At 74.8% G+C, this 16,467-nt stretch carries 12 protein-coding genes; 3 read left to right on the top strand and 9 right to left on the bottom strand.

Going from position 1 to position 16,467, the window contains the following annotated elements; translation table 11 throughout:
• The first annotated feature begins 177 nt into the window (after positions 1 to 177).
• Positions 178 to 1,263 (top strand): DUF2637 domain-containing protein, encoded by a 1,086-nt coding sequence (locus tag AB0E83_RS18555; RefSeq protein ID WP_362112371.1) that lies wholly within the window; start codon positions 178 to 180, stop codon positions 1,261 to 1,263.
• 35 nt (positions 1,264 to 1,298) lie between these two features.
• Here AB0E83_RS18555 and AB0E83_RS18560 read toward each other — a convergent pair whose 3' ends face one another.
• The 4 genes from AB0E83_RS18560 to AB0E83_RS18575 all read right to left on the bottom strand — a co-directional run bounded on the left by AB0E83_RS18560 (position 1,299) and on the right by AB0E83_RS18575 (position 9,152).
• A complete protein-coding gene (locus AB0E83_RS18560; protein WP_362112374.1) occupies positions 1,299 to 1,703 on the bottom strand; it encodes an ATP-binding protein in 405 nt (134 codons plus the stop codon).
• A 135-nt stretch (positions 1,704 to 1,838) separates the two neighbouring features.
• Positions 1,839 to 3,581: a pyruvate dehydrogenase gene (locus AB0E83_RS18565; protein WP_362112377.1), complete on the bottom strand. Its 1,743-nt coding sequence runs from the start codon at positions 3,579 to 3,581 to the stop codon at positions 1,839 to 1,841.
• A gap of 27 nt (positions 3,582 to 3,608) precedes the next feature.
• Positions 3,609 to 5,213, bottom strand: a complete 1,605-nt coding sequence (locus AB0E83_RS18570; protein ID WP_362112380.1) for a protein phosphatase 2C domain-containing protein — start codon at positions 5,211 to 5,213, stop codon at positions 3,609 to 3,611.
• A gap of 123 nt (positions 5,214 to 5,336) precedes the next feature.
• Positions 5,337 to 9,152 (bottom strand): S8 family serine peptidase, encoded by a 3,816-nt coding sequence (locus AB0E83_RS18575; protein ID WP_362112383.1) that lies wholly within the window; start codon positions 9,150 to 9,152, stop codon positions 5,337 to 5,339.
• Positions 9,153 to 9,384: 232 nt separating this feature from the next.
• Here AB0E83_RS18575 and AB0E83_RS18580 point away from each other — a divergent pair, with 232 nt between their 5' ends.
• Together AB0E83_RS18580 and AB0E83_RS18585 are read left to right on the top strand one after the other, a co-directional pair.
• The gene (locus AB0E83_RS18580) at positions 9,385 to 10,368 is read left to right on the top strand and encodes a helix-turn-helix domain-containing protein (protein ID WP_362112386.1); all 984 of its coding nucleotides are present in this window, start codon (positions 9,385 to 9,387) and stop codon (positions 10,366 to 10,368) included.
• Between the two features lie 158 nt (positions 10,369 to 10,526).
• Positions 10,527 to 11,009: a DUF456 domain-containing protein gene (locus tag AB0E83_RS18585; protein ID WP_362112389.1), complete on the top strand. Its 483-nt coding sequence runs from the start codon at positions 10,527 to 10,529 to the stop codon at positions 11,007 to 11,009.
• On the opposite strand, the gene AB0E83_RS18590 is transcribed toward AB0E83_RS18585, so the two are convergent.
• From AB0E83_RS18590 to AB0E83_RS18610, 5 genes are all read right to left on the bottom strand, one after another.
• The gene (locus AB0E83_RS18590) at positions 10,918 to 12,348 is read right to left on the bottom strand and encodes an AlkA N-terminal domain-containing protein (protein ID WP_362112392.1); all 1,431 of its coding nucleotides are present in this window, start codon (positions 12,346 to 12,348) and stop codon (positions 10,918 to 10,920) included. The genes AB0E83_RS18585 and AB0E83_RS18590 overlap by 92 nt on opposite strands.
• 60 nt (positions 12,349 to 12,408) lie before the next feature.
• Positions 12,409 to 13,533 carry a ribosome small subunit-dependent GTPase A gene (rsgA, locus tag AB0E83_RS18595; RefSeq protein WP_362112395.1) on the bottom strand — a complete coding sequence of 375 codons (1,125 nt, stop codon included), beginning with the start codon at positions 13,531 to 13,533 and terminating at the stop codon, positions 12,409 to 12,411.
• Positions 13,534 to 13,811: 278 nt separating this feature from the next.
• Entirely contained in the window at positions 13,812 to 14,339 is a 528-nt protein-coding gene (locus tag AB0E83_RS18600) for a dihydrofolate reductase (RefSeq protein ID WP_362112398.1), read from the bottom strand.
• Positions 14,336 to 15,133 (bottom strand): thymidylate synthase, encoded by a 798-nt coding sequence (locus tag AB0E83_RS18605; RefSeq protein WP_362112401.1) that lies wholly within the window; start codon positions 15,131 to 15,133, stop codon positions 14,336 to 14,338. The genes AB0E83_RS18600 and AB0E83_RS18605 overlap by 4 nt, the downstream gene beginning before the upstream one ends.
• 208 nt (positions 15,134 to 15,341) lie before the next feature.
• A complete protein-coding gene (locus tag AB0E83_RS18610) occupies positions 15,342 to 16,466 on the bottom strand; it encodes a YihY/virulence factor BrkB family protein (RefSeq protein WP_362112404.1) in 1,125 nt (374 codons plus the stop codon).
• Position 16,467 lies beyond the last annotated feature (1 nt).

Here is a 16,467-nt window from a genome sequence, read left to right on the forward strand (position 1 = left end):
CGGGTGGCGCGAATCGAACTGAACTCCCCCTCTGTGGACGGCAGTTCGAGCAGAAGGTACCTATTCGTATGTCCTGAGCCCCCGTTGGCGTGCTCTTGCCCCGAAACCCCGTGGGCCCGCCGATCGGTCGGACAGTATGGGCGGCCCAACGCCCCACTGCGATGCGAGGGACACCGCATGAGACTGACCGACATATCGCTGGACTGGCTGCTTCCCGGCGGCGTGATGGTGGCCGGGGTCCTGACGGCGGTGGCGGTGCTCGCGCGCGGAAAGCGCGCCGGTGACCAGGCCGCGGCCGAGGACTCCTGGGAACGCAGCGAGGAGCGCCGCAGACGCAAGGAGGCCATCTACGGATTCGCCTCCTACGGGCTGCTGTTCTGCTGCGCCGCGGTCGCGGCGGCGCTCTCCTTCCACGGGCTCGTCGGCTTCGGCCGGCAGAACCTCAACCTGAACGGCGGCTGGGAGTACCTGGTGCCGTTCGGCCTCGACGGCGCCGCGATGTTCTGCTCGGTGCTCGCCGTCCGCGAGGCCAGCCACGGTGACGCGGCCCTCGGCTCCCGTCTCCTGGTCTGGCTCTTCGCGGGGGCCGCCGCCTGGTTCAACTGGGTGCACGCCCCGCGCGGCCTGGGCCACGACGGGGCCCCGCAGTTCTTCGCGGGGATGTCCCTGTCGGCGGCGGTCCTCTTCGACCGGGCGCTGAAGCAGACCCGCCGGGCGGCGCTGCGCGAGCAGGGCCTGGTGCCCCGCCCGCTGCCGCAGATCCGGATCGTGCGGTGGCTGCGGGCGCCCCGGGAGACCTTCGCGGCCTGGTCGCTGATGCTCCTGGAAGGCGTACGGACCCTGGACGAGGCCGTGGACGAGGTCCGGGAGGACCGGCGCGAGAAGGAGCAGAACCGGATCCGCCGGCGCGAGCAGGCCAAGCTCGACCGGGCGCGGATCAAGGCGCTCAACCGGCAGCACCGGGCCTTCGGGCGCGGCGGACGCCAGGTGGAGGTGGCGGCGCTGAACGCCGCCGGGGCCGGCGGGGGCCAGACCCCCGGGTCCGGGTCGGGTTCCGCGACGGCGGCCGTGCCGGCGGCCGTCGCGGAACCCGCCATAGCGGACCCGGGACAACTGCCGCTACGGCCCCGGCCCTCCCTGCAAGCCGTGAGGGGAAGTGAGGCGCGGACGGTGGACCTCACCGCGGAGGACGACACCCAGGCGCTCCCCCGGCTCGACTCCCTGGAGGCCAAGCTCTCCGAGATGGAGCGGATGCTCGGCTAGCACGGCCTTCCCACCCCCCGCGGCGGGGCCGCCCCTCAGGCGGCCCCGCCGTTCAGTTCGAACCAGACGACCTTGCCGCCGCCGTGCTCCTCGACGCCCCAGGAGTCGGCGAGCTCCCTGACCAGGAAGAGCCCCCGGCCGTGCGTACCGTCGTCGGCGGGCGGTACGAGCGGCGCGGCGAGTCCGGGCTCGAAGTCACGGACCTCGACCCGGAGTTGTCCGGGGTCGACGGTGGCGGACACGACGGCGCCGTGCCCCGTGTGGACGAGCGCGTTGGTGACCAGCTCGCTGGTGAGGAGTTCGGCGACGTCACCGGCGCCCGGTCCGCCCCAGCCGCCCAGGAGCTCGCGTAACGCGTGACGGACCTCGGGCACCGCCGTCAGGTCCGCTCCCCCCACCTTCCTGAGCAGTTGAGTCGGCTGTCGTGCCTTCCCGGCCATAACCCCCACCCAGACGTCGCGTCGAACAGGCTCACGGGGATGCATGCCCCGACGGATGGCCCGCATTCCTGCCGGACCGTCGGCGAACGGACGCGGCGGGGCGAATCGGGCCGGGAGGGCCGCCCTGCCGGGCGCCTACGGCCGGGGGACGTTGCGGAGGTTGGAGCGGGCCATCTGGAGCATCCGGCCGACCCCGCCGTCGAGGACGATCTTGCTGGCGGAGAGGGCGAAGCCGGTCACCATGTCCGCGCTGATCTTCGGCGGGATGGAGAGGGCGTTGGGGTCGGTGACGACGTCGACCAGGGCCGGGCCCTTGTGTCTGAAGGCGTCCTTGAGGGCGCCGGCGAGCTGCTTCGGCTTCTCGACGCGGACGCCGTAGGCGCCGGCGGCCCGGGCGACGGCGGCGAAGTCCGGGTTGCGGTGGCTCGTGCCGTACGAGGGCAGTCCGGCGACCATCATCTCCAGCTCGACCATGCCGAGCGAGGAGTTGTCGAACAGCACGATCTTCACGGGGAGTTCGTACTGGACGAGGGTGAGGAAGTCGCCCATGAGCATGGAGAAGCCGCCGTCGCCGGAGAGCGAGACGACCTGCCGGCCGCGGTCGGTGAACTGGGCGCCGATGGCCTGCGGCAGCGCGTTGGCCATCGAGCCGTGGCTGAAGGAACCGATGATCCGGCGGCGCCCGTTGGGGGTGAGGTAGCGGGCCGCCCACACGTTGCACATGCCGGTGTCGACGGTGAACACGGCGTCGTCGTCGGCGAGTTCGTCGAGGACGGAGGCGACGTACTCGGGGTGGATCGGGGTGCGCTTCTCCACCTTGCGGGTGTACGCCTTCACCACGCCCTCCAGGGCGTCGGCGTGCTTCTTCAGCATCTTGTCGAGGAAGCGGCGGTCGGTGCGCTCCCGGATCCGGGGGATGACGCAGCGCAGGGTCTCGCGGACGTCGCCCCAGACGGCGAGGTCGAGCCGGGAGCGGCGGCCGAGGCGCTCGGGGCGGACGTCGACCTGCACGATCCGGACGTCGTCGGGGAGGAAGGCGTTGTACGGGAAGTCGGTGCCGAGCAGGATCAGCAGGTCGCACTCGTGGGTGGCCTCGTAGGCGGCGCCGTAGCCGAGCAGCCCGCTCATGCCGACGTCGAAGGGGTTGTCGTACTGGATCCACTCCTTGCCCCGCAGGGCGTGCCCGACGGGGGCCTTGAGCCGCTCCGCGAACTGCATGACCTCGGCGTGGGCGCCGGCGGTGCCGCTGCCGCAGAAGAGCGTCACCCGTTCGGCCGCGTCGATCATCCGGACCAGGGCGTCGATCTCCGCGTCGCCGGGGCGGACGGTGGGGCGGGAGGTGACGAGGGCGCTGCCCGACGCCTTCTCGGGGGCGGGCTCGTCGGCGATGTCACCGGGCAGCGCGACCACCGAGACGCCGCCGCGGCCGACGGCGTGCTGGACGGCGGTGTGCAGCAGCCGGGGCATCTGCTTCGGACTGGAGATCAGCTCGCTGTAGTGGCTGCACTCGCGGAACAGCTGGTCGGGGTGGGTCTCCTGGAAGTAGCCGAGGCCGATCTCGCTGGAGGGGATGTGGGAGGCGAGGGCGAGAACGGGGGCCATCGAACGGTGGGCGTCGTACAGGCCGTTGATGAGGTGGAGGTTGCCGGGCCCGCAGGAGCCCGCGCAGGCGGCGAGGCGGCCGGTGACCTGCGCCTCGGCGCCCGCGGCGAAGGCGGCGGTCTCCTCGTGCCGCACCTGGATCCAGTCGATGGCGGGGTTGCGCCGGACGGCGTCGACGACCGGGTTCAGGCTGTCGCCGACCACGCCGTAGAGCCGCTGGACTCCGGCGCGGGCGAGGATGTCGACGAATTGTTCCGCTACGTTCTGTTTGGCCATGGGTCCATCAACACACGACCCGGCCCGTCACGCCTCCCAGACCGCCGCTCCCGTACGGTCATCGGCGTACCCCGTCACCCTCAGCTGGGTGTCGGCGAGGAAGGCGGCGAGGCCGGGGGGTTCGGCGCCGCTCCACCGGGCCGCCAGTTCCCGGGCGAGGGCGGGCTCGCCGCGCATCGGTTCGGCGAGGCCGGGCGAGGCGAGGAGGAGGGTGTCGCCGGGGCGGGCCACCGAGGCGCGGAAGCGGAAGGGTTCGGCCGGCGGCGGGACGGGGTCCTCGACGAGCGGTCCGGGCGCGGTGGTGATGCCGAGGTCCATGGTGAGCCGGTCGCCCTCCTCGGTCGCCTCGGGCGTGCCGTGCGGCGGGGTCGCGCCGAAGCCGACGACGGGCGCGCCGGTGACCGAGGCCGGGTCGGGCAGCAGCGGTTCGATGTCCTGCCAGGCGCCGTCGCGGAGCCGGAAGAGGCCGCCGCCGCCGATGCCGAAGAAGACCCGGGTCCGGCAGTCGGGGTCGGCGGGGATCAGCAGGCAGCGGAGGGTCGCGGTGTACGCGTGGGGTGCCGTGCCCCGCTCCGCCGCCCGGGCCCGGAGCCGGCCGTAGGTGCGGTCGGTGAGCCGGTGCAGGCCGGACTTGAGGTCGCCGCGGCGGCCGGAGCGGATGTCCTCGGCGAGCCGGGCGTGGCTGCGGCCGACGGCCTCGCCGATCCAGCGGCAGGCGTCGGCGGCGGCGAGGTGGGCGTCGTCGGCGGCGCGGGAGCCGGCGGCGACGGCGACCAGGACGAGGGCGGTCTCGTCGTGGCCGAAGCGGGCGGTGAGGAGGGCGTCCCGGCGGGGCTCGCCCCGGTAGCGGGCGGAGTCGCCGCGGACGGAGGCGGCGCGGAGGGTGGCGGTGCCGTAGCGGGCGCCGTCGAGGACGGTGTCGGCGACCAGGTCGCCGAGTTCGCCGGGCCGGGCGGCGGGCAGGGCGGTCGGCTCGGCCTCGTACGTGGGCGGCCGGCTGCCGACGAAATCGGTACGGGGCCGGGGCACCGGCACCTGCACGGTCGGCTCGTGCCCGGCGGGCACGCGCACCCGCACGGTGCGGTCGGTGCGGTCTTCGTTTCCCGGCTCCGGCCCGGCGGCCGCTCCGGCCCCGGCCTCCGGTCCCGGCTCGGGCACGTCGTCGTCGGAGGAGGACGGGGGCGGGGGCGGCGACGGGAAGGTGCGGGGTCCGCTGACGGGCGCCTCCCACGGCGCCGGCCCGAGCACCGCCTGCGCGGGCGGACCGGCCGGGCGGGCCGGCGGGGCGGGCGGTACGGCCTCGGGGGGCGCGGGGGCCTCGGCCGGCGGGGCGGCCGGGCGGTCCGGCGGGGGCAGGACGGTCCGGGCGGCGCGGGGCGGACCGGCCGGCGGGGCGGCCACGGCCGGGTGGGCCGGCGGGGGCGGGAGGAGCGGCGCGGCCGCGGGAGGCGCCGGAGGCGGGGGCGCGGGGGCGGTCGCGGGAGGCGGCGGGGGCGGGGCGGCGTCGGGCGCGGTGGCCCGGGTGGCGGAGGCGAAGCGGGCGTCGAGGCTGTCACCCGAGGCCGTCGGGGCGGTGTCCTCCGCCGCTTCGTCGTAGAGCGCGTCCCACCAGTTGTCCCCCTGCTGCGTCATGCCCTTATTGTCCACCGCGGGCGGCCCGGGAAAACGGGACACGAGAAAAACCGTTGCTGCGAATGGGTGGTCCGCCGGACGACCCCACCCCCCACGGGAAGGACGTCCGGCGGACCGGCGTGGTCAGCGCACGTCGTAAGCGCGGACCACGGTCTGGGTGACGGAGTTGCCGTGGGCGTCCGTCAGTTCGGTCCTCAGGGTGACCGGCTTGCCCGTCGCGCCCGCGTGGTTCACGGTCGCGGTCCAGGTGCCGTTCTGCCGGGTGACCGGTGCCTCGGTCCAGGTCGTACCGCCGTCATAGGAGTACGAGAGCTCGGCCGAGGTGAGAGCGCCCGCCTTGTAGCCGGCGTGTCCCGTCGCGGTCAGGCCGATCTTCTGGCCGTCGGTCGCCGCGAGGGTCTTGAGTCCGTCCGCCGGCAGATCGTACCGGGGGAAGAGGATCGGGATGCTCTGAGAATAGACGGTCTCGTCGAGCCGGGAGGTGAATTTCCAGATCGACCGCACGGAGGTGGAGCGGGCCCAGTTCCGGTTGCCGAGCTTCATGGTGTTCTGTTCCAGCTCGTACGCGCCGGGTTCGGCGGGCACCTCGAAGACCCCGAACGGCCAGGCGTTCTCGCCGATGGTCTCGCCGTCGCGGCGCAGCCGCAGGTTGCCGATGTCGCCGAAGGAGCCCGGCTCGGCGTGGTGGGAGCCGTCGCCCCACATCGCGGCGGCGAAGCCGATGAGGTTGCCCTGGCGCTCGGAGACGAGGACGGGCTCGCCGTCGGCGCCGCGCGGGGCGGTCGGGGCGAGGACGCCGTCGTACCAGCGCTCGGTGCGGTGCTCGCCGGCGGCGTACGCGTGCCGGTCGCCGGCCATCAGCTCGCCGTAGGGGAAGCTGCTGCCGAGGTACTGGTGCCAGACGGTGTCGCCGGGCGTGTAGTACTCGGTGCGGGTTCCGGGGGCGGGGACGGTCTCCAGGCCGGCGAAGCCGACGGAGACGCCGTTCGGGCGGGACGCGGACGGGAAGTTCATGAAGTCCGCGGCGACGCCGGCCGAGCCGACGGTGACGTCCGAGCGGCCGAGGCGGGCGTCCCGGACCCGGTACGCGCGGTCGTCGTCGACCTCGCCGGTCTCGGGGAAGGCGAGGGTGTAGACGTACGGGGTCCTCGCCGTGGCCTTCCAGTGCAGGGTGACCTCGCCGGCGGCGAGCCGCTCGCGCAGCGCGCCGGCCTCGGCGGCCGGGACCGCGAGGACGGGCAGGCCGGCCCCGGTGAAGCCGCCGGCCGGGTACCAGCGGGCCGTCGAGGCGTGGTGGACGACCACGCCGACCGCGCCGGCGGCCTTGGCGTCGCGGGCCAGGGCGGCGACGCCGGTGACGCCGTCGGGGACGGTGACCAGGGCGAGGCGGCCCCGGACGCCGGCGGCCCCCAGCTCGTCCGGGGTGCCGGTGCCGGCGTCGACGAGGGCGGCGGAGCCGGTGCCGTCGAGGTTGTCGGAGCCGGTGGAGGCGGTCACCGGGTGGAGGTCCAGGCCGTCGCCGGTGCGCAGGGAGGTGATCTGCGGGGCGGCGGCGCGCCAGTAGCTGCCGGACTCGAAGGAGCCGTCGCGGGCCTCGCCCTCGACGGAGGCGTAGTAGGCGCGGAGGGTGCGCGGTCCGACGGCGGTGCCGGCGTGCAGCCAGGTGTCGTCCCAGGAGCGGGCGAAGGCGAGGGTGGCGCCGCGGAGTTCGGACGGCCGGTCGGTGCGGACCGAGAGCCGGGCGGCCTCGCGGGCGTCGAGGACGACCGTGGTGTCCTTCCTCAGTTCCAGCTGCGGCCGGGCGAGGTGGGTGAGCGAGTCGGTCAGCGTGGCGCCCTCGCCGGCGTCGGGGGTGGTGACGAAGGAGGTGAGGAAGTAGCTGCCGGGGCGCAGGCGGTAGACCTGGTCGGCGGCGCCCTCGTTGAACCGGCGCTCGCCGGTGGCGGTGTCGGTGCCGATGACGTCGAGCGAGGAGGCGCCGTCGGCGGGGTTGCCCTGACGGTCGATCAGTTTGACGCGGAGGGTGACGGTCTCGGGCTCGACGTGGAGCGAGAAGGGGGTGGAGACGTGCACGCCGCCGGGGGCGGTGGCGACGACCCTGCCGGTGACGTCGCCGTACTGGGCGCGCTCCAGGCGGGCGGTGGGGTCGACGGTCAGCGGGACCTCGACGGTGGCGCCGGCCGGGACGGTGACGGTGCGCCGGCCGAGGCGGGCGACCGCGGACCGCACGGCGGAGCCGTCGTTGCCGGTGACCCTCTCGACGGCGAGGTCGAGGGTGACCGGGGTGTCGGAGGTGTTGGTGTAGGGGACGGCGACCGTGGTGCGGTCGCTCCTGTTCTGCGGCCAGGGGAAGGTGCCGCCCTGGACGGCCGGGGCGGAGAGGACCGTCTGGTCGATCGCGGCCTTGACGTCGAGCCGGCCGCCGCCGGTCTCCCGGACGTCGCCGGGGACGTCGCTCCGCGCGGAGGAGACCAGCGCGGCCTTCAACTGCTGGGCGGTCCAGTCGGGGTGACGCTGCTTCAGGACGGCGGCGGCGCCCGCGACGTGCGGGGTGGCCATCGACGTACCGGACATCGCCCGGTACGCGTAGAGGCCGCGGCCGCCGGCCGCGGCGGCGGAGATGCCGACGCCGGGGGCGGCGATCTCCGGCTTGAGGGTGTGGGCCTCGTCGGCCACGGGGCTGCGGCTGGAGAAGGACGCGGTGGAGTCGTCGCGGTCGGTGGCGCCGACGGTGAGGACGCCGGGCGCGCAGCCGGGCGAGGAGACCGAGTTGAGGGACGGGCCCGCGTTGCCGGCGGCGACGACGAAGAGCGTGCCCTCGTTCTTGGCGAGTTCTTCGGCGGCGGCGCTCAGGGGGTCGTCGCAGTCGGTCTCGGAGGGGTTGCCGAGGCTCATGGAGACGACGTCGGCGCCCTGGGCGACGGCCCACTCCATGCCGGCGATGATCCACGAGGTGGCGCCGGAGCCGCTGTCGTTCAGGACCTTGCCGTTGAGGAGCCGGGCGCCGGGGGCGACGCCCTTCTTCTTCCCGCCGCTCGCGGCGCCGGAGCCGCCGACGGTGGAGAGGGTGTGGGTGCCGTGGCCGCCGCGGTCGGCGTCGGTGTCGGAGTCGGTGAAGTTCTCCGAGGCGACGATCCGGCCCTTGAGGTCGGGGTGTTCGGCGTCGGCGCCGGTGTCGAGGACGGCGACCTCGGTGCCGGTGCCGTCGTAGCCGGCGGCCCAGGCCTCGGGGGCGCGCACCTGGGCGGTGGAGCGCTCCAGGAGCGCCTCGACCTTGCGGTCGAGCCAGAGCTTCTCGATGCCGGCGGAGGCGGAGCGGGCGGCGGGTGCGGAGACCTCGGCCCAGAAGGTGGCGGCCTGCTTCTTGTCGGCCGCGAGGGCGACGCCGCCGATGGTCTTCAGGACCTGGCCGCGGTGGGCGCCGCGCGGGGCGGGCGGGGCGGCGAACCCGGAGCGGGAGGGCGCGGAGCCGTAGACGGCGATCAGCGGCAGCGTGGGGGTGGAGGCGTCGTCGTAGCCCTGGCGGACCAGGCCGGTGACGTTGAAGAGCTCCTCGTCGACCAGGTCGGCGGCGAGCGCGTCGGTGGCGGCCTCGGGGTAGACGTAGAGGTCCCGGCCGGAGCGGCGGGTCTGGACCAGCGGCACGGTGCCGTCCGGACGGGGGAGCACGGTGGCGGCGGGGGCGCCCCGCTCGTCCCGGCTCACCAGGACCCGGTCGCCGGTGACCAGGGTCACCGTGGCGGGCCTCCCCCGGTCTTCGGCCGGGGGGACCCCCGTCTCGCCTCGCTCGCCGGCGCGGGCCTGGGCCTCGCCGCCCACCACGGGACGTTCGGCGGACCCGCCGGCCGGCGGCTGGGCCGCGACGGACGGCAGGGCCGCGGTGACGGCCAGGACGGCGGCGGTCGCCGTCCCCAGGGCCGTACGCGAAATCGGACGCATCGCTCTCCCCATCGAAATCCGGACAACGGGCGCAAGTCACCCGTAACCGGAGGTGGTTGGTGCTGCGGTGGCGCCACATTGGCAGAGGTGAGGGCGGTACAGGGATGATGGGCGCGGCGGGAATACGCCGTGGCCGATTCCCGCCAGGTCACCAACGGAACGAATGCCTCCGGAGAACGCGCGCGGAACGTCGCGTGCCGTCCGCCGGCGGCACGGCGAGGGGCGGGAACCGATGCTGGGAGCGATAGGACTGGACGAGCGGCAGGAGTCCGCCTACCGGGCGCTGATCGCGCTCGGGGCGGCCGAGGTCACCGATCTGGCACACCGGCTGTCGCTGCCCGAACAGGACACCGAGCGGGCGCTGCGCCGCCTGGAGGCGCAGGGGCTCGCCGCCCAGTCCTCGGCGCGCACCGGCCGCTGGGTGGCGGCGCCGCCCGGGGTGGCGCTCGGCGCCCTCCTCACCCAGCAGCGGCACGAGCTGGAGCAGGCGGAGCTGGCGGCGGCGCTGCTCGCGGAGGAGTACCGGGCGGAGGCGACCGAGCCGGCCGTCCACGACCTGGTCGAGGTGGTCACCGGCGCGAGCGCCGTCACCCACCGTTTCCTCCAGCTCCAGCTGGGCGCGGCGGAGGAGGTCTGCGCGCTGGTCACCGGCAAGCCGATCGCCGTCTCCGGGATGGAGAACGACGCGGAGGAGCTGGCCGCCGGGCGGGGCGTCCGCTACCGGGTGGTCATCGAGCGGGAGGTGCTCACCCTCCCCTCCGGGCTGCTCGAACTCTCCGCGGCGCTCGGCCGCCAGGAGCAGATCCGGGTCGTCGACCGGGTACCGACCAAGCTGGTGGTCGCCGACCGCAGCCTCGCGATGGTCCCGCTCACCGGCCGGGGCGCCGAGCCGGCCGCCCTGGTGGTGCACGCGAGCGGCCTCCTGGAGTCCCTGATGGGCCTCTTCGAGGCGGTGTGGCGGGACGCGCTGCCGCTGCGGCTCGGCGCGAGCGCGCAGATCACCGAGGACCAGGCCCCCGGCCCGGACGCCACCGACCTGGAGATCCTCTCCCTGCTGCTCGCCGGCATGACCGACGCGAGCGTGGCCAAGCAGCTGGACCTGGGCCTGCGGACGGTCCAGCGCCGGGTGAAGGGGCTCATGGAACTGGCCGCCGTGACGACCCGCCTCCAGCTCGGCTGGCACGCGTACGAGAAGGGCTGGGTCGCCCGCCGCTGAACCCGGCCGGGCCCGGGGCCCCGGCGGCGGGGGCGGGACGGGCGGAGGAGCGGGCCGGGCCGGGCGGAGGAGCGGGGCGGGCCGGGCGGAGGGGTGGTGGCCACCCCTTCGGCCCTCGCGACCTGCGGGAACGCCGGTTCTGGGGGAGGCTGGGGCGCGTGGGTGTGTGGCAGCTCCTGATGGTCGCCGCGGTCATGCTCCTCGGCCTGTTCGGGGTGCTCGCCCCCGGTGTGCCGGGCAGTTGGCTGGTGTGGGCCGCCGTGCTCTGGTGGTCGCTGCACGAGCGGACCGGCCTCGCCTGGATCCTGCTCGTCTCCTCGACCGCCCTGCTGCTCCTCACCCAGGTGGTGGTCTGGCAGCTGCCGCCCCGCCGCTTCCGGGGCGTGGGCCTGACCCGCCGGACCATCGGGTACGCGGGCGGCGGCGCCCTCCTCGGCTTCGTGCTGCTCCCGGTGGTCGGCGCGGTCCCCGGCTTCGTCGGCGGCGTCTACCTCTCGGAGCGCCTCCGCCTCGGCGGCCACGGCCAGGCCCGCGCCGCCACCCGCGCGATCATGCGGGCGGCCGGGACGAGCGTGCTGGTCGAGCTCTTCGCCTGTCTGCTGATCGTGGGGGCGTGGGCGGGCGCCGTCCTCCTGGGCTGAGCTCCAGGTAGCGCCGGGCGTACGACCTCCAGGGCCTCCACTCCGGCGCGTCCGGGCCGTCCGGGGCCGGGACGTCCGGGTCGCCGAGGGAGCGGGTGCGGATCAGGGCGGCGGCCCCGGCGCCGACGCCGGGGAGGGCGCCGAGGAGGCGGGCGGCCTCGTCGCGGTCGGCGCCCGGGTCGAGGCGGAGGCTCCCGTCGGCGAGGGCGCGGGCGAGGGGGCCGGCGACGGGGTGGCCGGTGAGGTCCGCGGGGGCGGGGAAGAGGGCGCGGAGCGTGCCGTCGGGGGCGGTCAGCGGGGTGCCGAGCTCCGCCAGGACGCGGGCCGACTCCCCGGGGCCGAGCACGGCCCGGAGGGCGTACTCCTCCGGGTCGGCGGCGCCCGGCGACCGGAGGCCCGGGCGGGCCGCGACCCGGTCGGCGAGGCGCGGGTCGGCGCCGAGCCGCTCGGTGACCGCGTACGGGTCGGCGTCGAGGTCGAACAGGCGGCGCAGCCGGTGCACGGCGGTGGTGAGGTCGCGCAGTTCGGCGAGGTGCAGCCGGGCCTCCAGCCAGGTGCCGGGCGCCCGCTCGTCGACGGCGACGACGCCGGGGCCGTACGGCAGCCGCAGGGTGCGCCGGTAGGTGCGGGCGCCGGGCGGCCCGGTGACCTCCTCGACGCCCGGCAGGGCCTCGGCGGCGAGCAGGTCGAAGACCCGGTCGGCGGCGTACGGCCCCCGGTGGGCGAGCCGCAGCGGCACGCCGGCGGCGGCCTCGGCGCCCGGCACGCGGGCCGTCTCGGCGCGCAGCTCGGTCGGGGTGCGGGCGTACACGGCCCGGATGGTGTCGTTGAACTGCCGGATCGAGGCGAAGCCGGCGGCGAAGGCGATCTCGGTCACCGGCAGCGCGGTGGTCTGGAGCAGCACCCGGGCGGTGTGGGCCCGCTGGGCGCGGGCCAGCGCCACCGGTCCGGCGCCCAGCTCGGCGGTGAGCTGGCGCTGGACCTGGCGGGTGCTGTAGCCGAGGCGGACGGCGAGGCCGGGGACGCCCTCGCGGTCCACGACGCCGTCGCCGATCATCCGGACCGCCCGGCCGACGACGTCGGCCCGGACGTTCCACTCGGCGGAGCCGGGCACCGCGTCGGGCCGGCAGCGGCGGCAGGCGCGGAAGCCGTGGCCCTGGGCGGCGGCGGCCGTCGGGAAGAAGGCGACGTTCCGCCGCTTGGGGGTGACGGCGGGGCAGCTGGGCCGGCAGTAGATGCCGGTGGTGCGGACGGCGAAGAAGAACTCCCCGTCGAACCGCGCGTCCCTGCTGCTCACCGCCTGGTAGCGGGTGTCGCTCTCGTGGTCCGGGTCCGTCATGCCTCCAGTGTGCGGCGGCGGACCGCCGCGCACTGGCGGGATTCGGACATGGCGTCCGGGCTACCGGAGCCGGCCCTCCCGCTTGAAGGCCATGGCGGCGCGCCCCTCGGCGCCCTTGCGCTTCCAGTCCTTGCGGATCTCGCCCCGCAGCCGGGCGTCGGTCTTGGCGACGATCCGCTGGTTCTCCCGGAGCAGCTTGCGGTAGCTCTCCAGGCGGCGCGCGGACAGGGTGCCGTCGTCGAGGGCGGCGACCACCGCGCAGCCCGGCTCGGACGCGTGGGAGCAGTCGTGGAAGCGGCACTCCGCGGCCAGTTCCTCGATCTCCGCGAAGGTCTGTCCGACGCCGGCCTCGGCGTCCCACAGGCCGACCCCGCGCAGCCCCGGCGTGTCGATGAGGACCCCGCCGCCGGGCAGCACGAAGAGGTTGCGGGTGGTGGTGGTGTGCCGGCCCTTGCCGTCCACGTCACGGGCGGCCTGCACGGTCATGACGTCCTCGCCGACGAGGGCGTTGGCGAGGGTGGACTTCCCGGCGCCGGAGACGCCGAGGAGGACGGTGGTGCCGCCGGCGACGACGGCCGCGAGGACGTCGACCCCCTCCCCGTCGACCGAGCTGAGCGGCAGCACCTCGACGCCGGGCGCGACCCCCTGGACGTCCTCCACCAGGTGGGAGAGGACGACCGGGTCGGGCACCAGGTCGGCCTTGGACAGGACGACGGTCGGCTGGGCGCCGGACTCCCAGGCGAGGGCGAGGAACCGTTCGATCCGTCCGAGGTCCAGCTCGACGGCGAGCGAGACGGTGATGACCGCGTGGTCGACGTTGGCCGCGAGGATCTGCCCCTCGGACCGCTTGGACGAGGTCGACCGCGCGAACGCCGTCCGCCGCGGCAGGCAGGCCCGTACGTACCGGGGGTCACCGGCCCCCTCGGGGTCCACGGCGGCCCAGTCGCCGGTGCAGACGACCCGCAGCGGATCGTGCGGCGTCACGAACGCCGTGTCCGCGCGGACGACCCCGTCGGCGGTGGCGACGTCGCACTGCCCCCGGTCGACCCGGATCACCCGCCCCGGGACGAGCCCCTGGGCGGCGTACGGCGCGAAGCTCTCGGCCCAGCCGGCGTCCCAGCCGTGGGCGTCGAGGACGGAGGAGGAGAAGGAGGAGGAAGAAAGGGAGGAAAGCGGGAAAGACAAGGGGAACCCTTCGAAGGGCGGCCCCGGCCGCGCGCTCCGCGCGCGAGTCGATGGGATGTCAGCCGGAGACCACAGGGGTGGGAACGATGAACTCCTGCATGCGGGCACAGCCCGTCACCGTGACAGTCATCACTGTCCTCACCTCCTGCTTCGTCTCGACGCACCGACTCCGTCCCCTTGTCCGGGAACGGATGAGCAGAACCATAGCCCCGCCCCGGGGGACGGCACCACCGATTAAAGGAGGCCGCCGTCGACCGCTCGGGAGGGGCGGGGCGGGGTCAGCCCGTCGTGGGGGTGCCGGGCCGGGTGTAGCGGCGGACGCGGTAGCGCAGACCGGTCGTCGAGATCCGCCAGCCCCCGTCCTCGGCGACCGTCCACTCCGGGCCCAGGGCCGGGGCGTGGGCGTCGCCGTCCACGTGCGTGTCGACTTCCGTCACGGAGAGCTCCGTGGCGTGTCCCAGGGCGGCGCGGTAGATCTCCCCGCCGCCGATCACCCAGGTCCGCGCGGGGGCGGCCGCCGGCTCCGGGGGCTCGGCGGCGCGTGCCAGCGCCTCCTCGACGGACCCGGCGCGCTCCGCTCCTTCGGCCGCCCACCGGGGGTCGCGGGTGACGACGATGTTCCGCCGTCCGGAGAGCGGGCGGAACCGCGCGGGCAGCGAGTCCCAGGTCTTGCGCCCCATCACCACCGGGTGTCCGAGGGTGGTCGCCTTGAAGTGCGCCATGTCCTCCGGCAGGCGCCAGGGGATCGCGTTGTCCGCACCGATGACGCCGTCGGGCGTCTGGGCCCAGATCAGTCCGACGTTCACACCGCCACCGGAGCCTTGATCGCCGGGTGGTGCCGGTAGTCGACCACCTCCACGTCCGCGTAGGCGTAGTCGAACAGCGAGTCGGCCTCGGCCAGACGCAGCCGGGGGAACGCGTACGGGGTGCGCGAGAGCTGCTCGCGCACCTGGTCGACGTGGTTGTCGTAGATGTGGCAGTCGCCGCCGGTCCAGATGAAGTCGCCCGGTTCGAGGCCGACCTGCTGCGCCACCATGTGGGTGAGCAGCGCGTAGCTGGCGATGTTGAAGGGCACGCCGAGGAACAGGTCCGCGCTGCGCTGGTACAGCTGGCAGGAGAGCCTGCCGTCGGCGACGTAGAACTGGAAGAAGGCGTGGCAGGGCGCCAGCGCCATCCTGTCCAGTTCGGCGACGTTCCAGGCGGAGACGATCATCCGGCGGGAGTCCGGGTCCCGGCGCAGCGTGTCGAGCACCTCGGTGATCTGGTCGACGTGCCCGCCGTCGGGGGTGGGCCAGGAGCGCCACTGGGCTCCGTAGACCGGACCGAGGTCGCCGTCGGCGTCGGCCCACTCGTCCCAGATGGTGACGCCGTGCTCCTGGAGCCAGCGGACGTTCGAGTCGCCGCGCAGGAACCACAGCAGCTCGTAGACGATGGACTTGAGGTGCACCTTCTTCGTGGTGACCAGCGGGAACCCCTGGGAGAGGTCGTAGCGCAGCTGGTGCCCGAAGACGCTCCGGGTGCCGACGCCCGTCCGGTCGGCTTTCGGTGTTCCGGTGCTGAGCACCAGCCGCAACAGGTCTTCGTACTGGGTGTCGGCCATGGACGTCGATTCTACCGGCGCCCGGGGCCCGGCTTCCCGGAGGGAGCGGAGGGGCGCCGCACGGGGAGGTGGTGCCGGCCGCCGGTCCGGATCGGGTCCCCGCACCCGCCGGGGCGGCGGGGCCGGTGCCGTCCGGGTCCACCGGGCGGCGCCGGCGGGCCGGGCGGGGCGTCCCCCGTGCACCGCTCCCCCGGCCTCCCCGGCCTCCTCAGTCCTTCTCCCAGCCCGTGTGGAGGCGGGCCTTGACGTCGTCCGGGGGGAGGAACCGGGACCAGCGTTCGGGGAACTCGGAGGGCATGTCGGGGTCGTCCTCGTCGACGTCCTCCGCCTCCGCGCGGATCCGGGCGACGAGCTCGGCGGCCTGGACGGCGCGGGCGCGTTCGTTGGCCTCGCGGGCGGCGGCGGTGGCGACGGACGGCCAGACGCGGTCGATCGCCGCGTTGACGGCGGCGCCGACGAGGACCGCGAAGGCGGAGACGCCGATCCACAGGAGGATGGCGATGGGGGCGGCCAGGGAGCCGTAGATCGTCGGTCCCTCGACCTGGCTCGTCAGGTAGATCCGCAGCAGGAAGCTGCCGAGCGCCCACATCGCGAGGGCGACGAGCGCGCCCGGGATGTCCTCGATCCACGGCGACCGGACGGGCACGGACACGTGGTAGAGGGTGGTGAGGAAGGCGATGGAGAGCAGGATGACGGCCGGCCAGTAGAGGACGGCGACGACGTCGGTGCCCCAGGGGACGAGTTCGACGACCCGGTCGGGGCCGACGACCGCGAGCGGCAGCACCACCGCCCCGATGACCAGCGCCACGAGGTAGAGCAGGAAGGCGAGCAGCCGGGTCTTCACGATGCCCCGGTGCCCGTCGAGGCCGTACATGACGGTGATGGTGTCGATGAAGACGTTGACCGCGCGAGAGCCGGACCACAGGGCGATGGCGAAGCCGATCGAGATCAGCTCGGGCCGTTTCGCCCGGGTGACGTCGTCGAGGATCGGCTGCGCGATCTCGCGGACGCCCCGGTCGGAGAGGATCGTTCCGGCCGCGCGGAGGATGTTCTCCTCGATGCTGGCGACGGTGTCGGTGTTGGTCCAGTCGTCGGCGTAGCCGAGGAGGGCGATGAGGCCGAGCAGCAGGGGTGGCAGGGACAGCAGGGTGAAGAAGGCGGCCTCGGCGGCGAGGCCGAGGATCCGGTACTCGATGCACGAGTTGACGGTGTCCTTGAGGAGCAGCCAGACCATCTTCCGCTTGGAGACGTTGCGGTAGAGGACGCGGGCCCGGTGCAGTCTGCTCCAGGGTCGCCGCTCCGGCCGATCGGGTGTTTCGCTTGCTGCCTGCACC

It is taken from the genome of Streptomyces sp. NPDC035033, from assembly GCF_040636735.1.
Taxonomy (GTDB): domain Bacteria; phylum Actinomycetota; class Actinomycetes; order Streptomycetales; family Streptomycetaceae; genus Streptomyces.